The organism is Halolamina pelagica (assembly GCF_900115675.1).
Taxonomy (GTDB): Archaea; Halobacteriota; Halobacteria; order Halobacteriales; family Haloferacaceae; genus Halolamina; species Halolamina pelagica.
Map to the genome: position 1 here is coordinate 348,269 of NZ_FOXI01000003.1, position 6,153 is coordinate 354,421.

Below are 6,153 nucleotides of genomic sequence, written 5' to 3' on the forward strand. Positions count from 1 at the left end.
CGTACGGGGTGACGGATGAGCAGTCACACCGGTCGGGACGTACGGGGTGACGGATGAGCAGTCACACCGGTCGGGACGTACGGGGGGATTCGTGAGCCGACTCACCGACGCCCTCCGTGCGCGCTTCGGCGACGACATCTTCCGCCGGATGGCGATCGCCGCCGTCCTGACCGCGCTGCTCATGGGCGCCGTCGGCGTCGCCGACCCGTTCTACTCGCCGCCGGAGCCCCAGACTGTCGACACCGACGGCCCGCCGGAGCAGGTCGCGCTGGACGCACTGAACGCCACGGAGACCAACGACTACCGGATGGACTGGATCACGCCCTGTGACAGCGAGAACGTGACGCGCCGCGACGGCGGCTGCGTGTTCCTGCGCTACACCGTCGAGCGCAGCGACCGCGAGTTCGACACCGACAACGGCGAGGGCTACTTCGGGAGCGGGCCGGACGTGTACGCCGACGCGGTCAGCGCGACGTACTACGACTTCCCCGAGAACCCCGACCGGAGCCGGTCCCGCGCGCTGAACCTCTGGGCCGGCGCCGACCGCCTCGACCGCAGTGACCTGGCGGCGACGCTCGCGAGCCCGGGCGTCGAGACGACCGTCACGGAGTCGAACGGCACGATCCGACTCCGAACCGACAACGACACGGTCGCCAGCCGGCTGCTCGGGAGCTCCGAGAACGCCTCGGCGCCGCCGGACTCCTTCGACGGCACCGTCGCCGTCACCGTCGACGCCGAGTCGGGCTGGCTGCGGGCGATCACGATCCGCTCGGACAACGGGAACGAGACCGACTGGCAGCGCTACCGCTACGACCGGTGGAACGACGTGACCGTCGAGCGCCCCGCGGGGACGAACCGGCCGGTCCTCGGCTGGGTGTTCGACGCGATTAACCGCGAGTACCGGCCGTAGAAGCGGCGTCTCAGAGCGCCAGCGCGTAGGCGAGCGAGGAGCCGAGCATCAGGACGGTCAGCACGATGGCGAGCAGTTGCTTCGTGTCCATACCGGCCAAAGCGCGCCCACCGGCTTAACTTCCCGCTCGGCCGTCGCCGATCACGCGTCCTCGCCGGGCACCATGTACAGCCCCGAGCGGGACTTTAGCACCGGCACTTCGTCGGCGTCCGTGTCGAAGAAGTCGGGCCGCGGGATGCTGACCGTCTCGAACGTCTCGGGGTCGAGCACCTGCACCGCGTGCTCGTCCTCGACGGCGACGACGGTGGTGTCGACGGCGTCCCCGCGCTCGCCCAGCCGGAGCGCGTCTGGAGCGTCTTCCTCGTCGAAGCGGGCCTCGTAGCGATCGCCGGAGGCGAGTCGCGTCCCTTTGAGGTTGCCCCGGACCGAGGTGACGAGCACCGGCCCGTCGCCGTCCTCGGGGTCGACGATCTCGCCCGGCCGGTAGCGCGGCAGGCGGACCGAGAACGTCACGCGGTAGACCTCGTTGCCGTCGGAGTCCTCGGTGACGAGGGTGGCGTACTCCTCGAAGTCGCCGCCGAACTCCTCGACCAGGCGCTTCGAGAGCGCGCGGCCGAGCTTGTTCGTCGAGAGCTTGATGTCGGCGCCGTCGTCGACCTCCTTGGCCTCGGTGACGAACGCCTCGCGGTCGCCGTCGGCCTCGCGCTCCTCGACCATCTCGTGGGCGATCTCCATCGCACGCTCGCGCTCCTCCTTCGTCGGCTCGCGCTCCTCGGCGCGGACCTGCACCTCGCCGGCGTAGGCGCCGCCGGAGATGCGCCCGCAGCGCTTGCAGGTCCCCCGCGATACCTTCACGGGCACCACGACCTGCTCCTCGACGGGCGTGCCGCGGACGATCCCGGAGAACGTGCAGTGCATCCGGATGGTGTTCTGGTCGACCTGTTCGGGCTCGACGCCCCACTGAACCTGTTCGGCCTTCAGGTGGACGCCGAGGGCTTCGGCCACCTCGTCGACGGCCACGTCGGTGTAGTCCTTCGCGCCGACGTCGACCCAGCGGTTGCCGCGGTGGACCGCGCCACAGCGCGAACAGACGAGGACCTCGATGCGGTCGGGCGCGTCGACGAGGTCGAACTGCTCGAAGTAGCAGGCGTCACAGAGTGCGGCGTCGCGGTCCCGCGGCTCCCCGGGGAGCGGCTCGGGGCGCTCGGGCACGTCGTCGCCGCAGCGAGGGCAGAACTCGCCGGACTTGCTCATTACCGGAAACTGGACGGTTCGGACTGATAAGGCCCGCGCTATACGGTGTGTGGGTTCGGGAGTTCGATGGTGGTCGGTCAGGAGGTCCGAACGTCGACGCCACCGCGAACCGCGACAGCATCTCGATGCATGACTACTTGTGACCGCACCGCCCAGCACCGCGGCCACAGCCTCCCCAGCCGACTCGCTCGGGTAACCCTCGCTCGTCCCTCGCGCGCTCGTTCGCCCACGCAGGGGCTCACGTCGCGCGCCACCGCGGTCCCGATGCGGTGGCGGTGGACGCCTCGCGGCCGCCGACTATCGGCGGCCGCGGGGGGAGGAGTGGGGATTCCTTTCCAGCGCCGGACCTCGTGTCCGGCGCGTGGCGGTCGCAAGTGTGCTACGAACGAGATGCTGCCGCGGTCGCGGCTGCTGTTCCAGTCGGAAAACCCCCGAAAACGTCTATTCGACCGTGTTCCGCAACGTCCCGATCCCCTCGTACCAGATCTCCACCTCGTCGCCCGGCTCGATCGTCCCCGGGTTCCCCGGACTCCCGAACGCGATGGCGTCGCCGGGCCGGAACGTGAACCGCTCCGAGAGGAACGAGACCAGCTCGTAGGGGCCCCACAGCATCAGCTCCGTGTTCGCCGCCTGTCGGCGCTCGCCGTTGATCTCGGTGTACATGTCGAGGCTCCGCGGGTCCACGTCCGTCTCGATCCACGGCCCCAGCGGCCCGGAGCCGTCGAACGCCTTCCGCGAGGTGAGCCCGGGCTGATCCAGCGCGTCCACGTCGTTCATGATCGTGAACCCCCGGACCATGTCCTCGGCCGCCGCGGGCGTCAGATCGTGACAGCGCTCGTCGATCACGGCCACGAGTTCGCCCGCGTAGGTCACCTCCTCCGAGAAGGTCGGGTAGGGGATCGGCGCCTCGTGGGGGATCACCGACGCCGGCGGCTTGATGAAGAACGTCGGCTGCTCGGGGCGCTCGTACCCCTTCTGGTCCAGCGTCTCGGCGTAGTTGCGACCGATACAGTAGACGGCCGAGGGGTCACACGGCGGCGCGAGATCGCCGTCCTCGCCGACCACGTAGCGCTCGCCGTCGCGCTCGACCACGCCGTCCTCGTACGCGCCGGCGACGACGCCGTCGCCGGTGTCGATCCGTGCGAGTCGCATGGCTGAGCCTACGCCGGCGGGGGCAAAGGCGTTCGCTTCGCGGTCGATCTCGGCCGGAGTCCCGGTCTGATCAGTCCCGGACCAGTTCCGGCCGCGGAACCGCCTCGTCGGCGGCGTCGCGCCAGGAGTGCTCGGGCGTCCAGTCCAGCAGGTCCGCGGCCTTTGCGACGCTGTACGCGCCGCCGTCGTCGTCGACGCCCGGTCCGGCCTCGGGAACCTCGCCGTAGTAGCGCTCCAGCAGTTCCTCCAGCGGGTCACCCAGCGCGTTGTCCGCGGCCACGCAGTTGAACGCCTCGTGGCCGCCGTCGGGCGCGAACTCCGCGGTCAGCGCGGCGTGGACCTGCGTTGCCACGTCGCGGGCGTCGACGTAGGACCAGTAGTTCCCGGCGCCCGCGTCAAGGTTCTCGGTGTAGTCGGAGTCGCGACAGGGGTACACGCCGGGTTCCTGGATCCACGAGGGGCGGATCGACGCCACCTGCACGCCGTGGCGCCGGGCGATGCCCGCCGCGACTTCCTCGGCGGCGACCTTCGAGAGCCCGTAGCCGTCCTCGGGGCGGCGCGGGTGGGCCTCGGTGACCGGGAGTTCGTCGGGCAGCAGTTCCTCGTCGGCGAAGAAGAAGCCGTAGGCGCCGTCGCTGGAGGCCTGTACGATCCGGGCGCCCGCCTCCCCGGCCGCGGTGAGCACGTTGTACGCCGCGATCGCGTTGTTCTCGAACACCGTGCCCTCCGGGTGGCGGCCGAGCGCCGGGATCGCGCCCCAGTGGACGACGGCGTCGGGGTCGACGCTCGCGACCAGCTCGCGGACGGCGCCGCGGTCCGTGAGGTCGGCGGCCCGGAAGTCGACATCCTCGACCCCTTCGGCGCCGAAGCCGGGGTGGTCGCGGTCGACGACGACGACCTCGTGATCCTCGCGCAGGCGATCGACGACCCAGCGCCCGGAGGCGCCGCGGCCGCCGGTGACGATGACGGTGTCCATACCGACCCACCAGGCGCCGGCCGGAAAGCGTCCCCGGTGGCGGCGACGGGACGGGCGAGGAGGGTTTAAACCGCCGAACGTCTATTCACCGCCATGGAGTGGAAAGCGGACTGGGGACTCCGGGCGCGCATGGCGATCACCATGTTGCTGCTGGGTCTCCTCTACATCGTCTTCATCGCCGCGCTCTCGCTGACGGACATCGGCATGGGGGGTATCGTGGTCGTGATGGGGCTGTTCATGCTCGGGCAGTTCCTCTTCAGCGACAGACTCGCGCTGCGGAGCATGGGCGCCCGCGAGGTCGACCGCCAGGAGTATCCCGAACTCCACGCGACGATCGAGCGGCTCTGCCAGCAGGCCGACCTACCAAAGCCCACCGTCGCCGTCGCGGACACGGAGGTCCCCAACGCCTTCGCGGCCGGGCGGTCCCAGAAGAGTGCGACCGTCTGTGTGACCCGGGGGCTGCTCCGCACCCTCGACGACGAGGAGCTGGAGGGCGTGCTGGCCCACGAACTCGCCCACGTCAAGAACCGGGACGTGATGGTGATGACCATCGCCTCCTTCCTCTCGACGCTGGCGTTCATGGTCGTGCGCTTCGGCTTCCTGTTCGGCGGCGGCCGCCAGCGACAGGGCGGGGGCCAGGTGCTGGTCGCGATCGGCGTCTCCTTTGCGGTCTGGATCCTCTCGTTCGTGCTGATCCGGACGCTCTCGCGCTACCGGGAGTACGCCGCCGACCGCGGCGCCGCCGCGATCACGGGCAACCCGTCGGCGCTGGCGTCGGCGCTTCTGACCATCGACGGCAGCATGGACCGCGTGCCACAGGAGGACCTCCGGGAGACCGCGGAGATGAACGCCTTCTTCGTCATCCCGATCCGCTCGGGGGTCATCGGCAAGCTGTTCAGCACCCACCCGAGCACCGAGAAGCGCGTCGACCGCCTGCGCGACCTCGAACGCGAGATCGAGACGCAGTAAGCGTTTCGACCGCGTCAGTGCAACAGCGACAGCAGGCGCGCCCCGACGACGTCCCGACCGACCGCGACGACGCCGCCGTAGAGCGCGATCGCCCCGAGCACGAGGAACCAGACCGCCAGCCCCGTCGCCCCGCTGGCGAACGTCTCGATGGCGGTTTGCTCTGACACGACGCCGGCGTAGGTCAGCACGCTCGACAGGAGCGTGTACGCCAGCAGCGTGGCGACCTCGAGGACGATCTCGGTGATTCCGGAGTCCATACCCGGAAGTTCGCGCTAGCTCGTATACGCTTTTCGACCTCGCAAGACGTATGTATCGAGACGACAACCCCGAGTCGAAATGGGCAGATACGGATCCATCGACTACTCGTCGACGGTCAAGCGTGGCCTCCTGCTGGGGCTCGTGCTCATGGCCGTCGGCGAAACCGGCGGGTATCTCGCGGAGAACTACGTCAGCGTCCCGGGGTGGGAGGAGTCGCTGTTCCTCGCCACCGCGGCAGTCGGCCTGCTCGCGTTCGTCCTCAGCCCGATCGTGTTCGGGATCGTGCTGCCGCTGACCGAGTAGGGTGGTGTTTAGTTAAGCATGAAGAGTGAGGCGTGGTGATTTTGTGCTGATCTATGGCAGAAATCACACGCCTCAGCGGTCATAGCGACTGGATTGAGTTAGATTTTGTGGAGCGAGAGCGGACACCGAGTGAGCTGATGAAACTCGGTATTCGGCTTCATCTATCTGGACTATCACTTTCGAATACCATTCGAGAAATTGAGAAGTTCGGTGTCAAACGGTCACGGAAAGCCGTGCATGATTGGGTGCAGAAGGCCGATCTACAGCCGGCCGACGATGCCAGTCCGGATCACGTTGCGCTCGACGAAACCGTGATCCGAATCAATGGTCA

Annotated in this window: 7 protein-coding genes and 1 pseudogene; 4 read left to right on the forward strand and 4 right to left on the reverse strand. The window is 68.8% G+C overall.

The window, feature by feature from the left end; translation table 11 throughout:
* Nucleotides 1–91: 91 nt before the first annotated feature.
* Complete coding sequence (locus BMZ83_RS06470) at nucleotides 92–910, forward strand: hypothetical protein (RefSeq protein ID WP_074876815.1); 819 nt, start codon at nucleotides 92–94, stop codon at nucleotides 908–910.
* A gap of 141 nt (nucleotides 911–1,051) precedes the next feature.
* Here the strand turns inward: BMZ83_RS06470 and BMZ83_RS06475 are convergent, their stop codons facing one another.
* From BMZ83_RS06475 to BMZ83_RS06485, 3 genes are all read right to left on the reverse strand, one after another.
* A complete protein-coding gene (locus BMZ83_RS06475; protein ID WP_074876817.1) occupies nucleotides 1,052–2,164 on the reverse strand; it encodes a 60S ribosomal export protein NMD3 in 1,113 nt (370 codons plus the stop codon).
* 441 nt (nucleotides 2,165–2,605) lie between these two features.
* Nucleotides 2,606–3,316 (reverse strand): fumarylacetoacetate hydrolase family protein, encoded by a 711-nt coding sequence (locus BMZ83_RS06480; RefSeq protein WP_074876818.1) that lies wholly within the window; start codon nucleotides 3,314–3,316, stop codon nucleotides 2,606–2,608.
* Nucleotides 3,317–3,386: 70 nt separating this feature from the next.
* Nucleotides 3,387–4,292, reverse strand: coding sequence for an NAD-dependent epimerase/dehydratase family protein (locus BMZ83_RS06485; protein ID WP_074876820.1), 906 nt, complete (start codon nucleotides 4,290–4,292; stop codon nucleotides 3,387–3,389).
* A 93-nt stretch (nucleotides 4,293–4,385) separates the two neighbouring features.
* Here BMZ83_RS06485 and htpX point away from each other — a divergent pair, with 93 nt between their 5' ends.
* Nucleotides 4,386–5,261, forward strand: coding sequence for a zinc metalloprotease HtpX (htpX, locus tag BMZ83_RS06490; RefSeq protein WP_074876821.1), 876 nt, complete (start codon nucleotides 4,386–4,388; stop codon nucleotides 5,259–5,261).
* Between the two features lie 14 nt (nucleotides 5,262–5,275).
* Here htpX and BMZ83_RS06495 read toward each other — a convergent pair whose 3' ends face one another.
* Nucleotides 5,276–5,518: a hypothetical protein gene (locus BMZ83_RS06495; protein ID WP_074876824.1), complete on the reverse strand. Its 243-nt coding sequence runs from the start codon at nucleotides 5,516–5,518 to the stop codon at nucleotides 5,276–5,278.
* A gap of 79 nt (nucleotides 5,519–5,597) precedes the next feature.
* On the opposite strand from BMZ83_RS06495, the gene BMZ83_RS06500 reads away from it, so the two are divergent.
* Entirely contained in the window at nucleotides 5,598–5,822 is a 225-nt protein-coding gene (locus tag BMZ83_RS06500) for a DUF7860 family protein (RefSeq protein ID WP_074876826.1), read from the forward strand.
* A gap of 53 nt (nucleotides 5,823–5,875) precedes the next feature.
* Nucleotides 5,876–6,153 (forward strand): annotated as a pseudogene (locus tag BMZ83_RS06505) (IS6 family transposase); the annotation flags it as partial.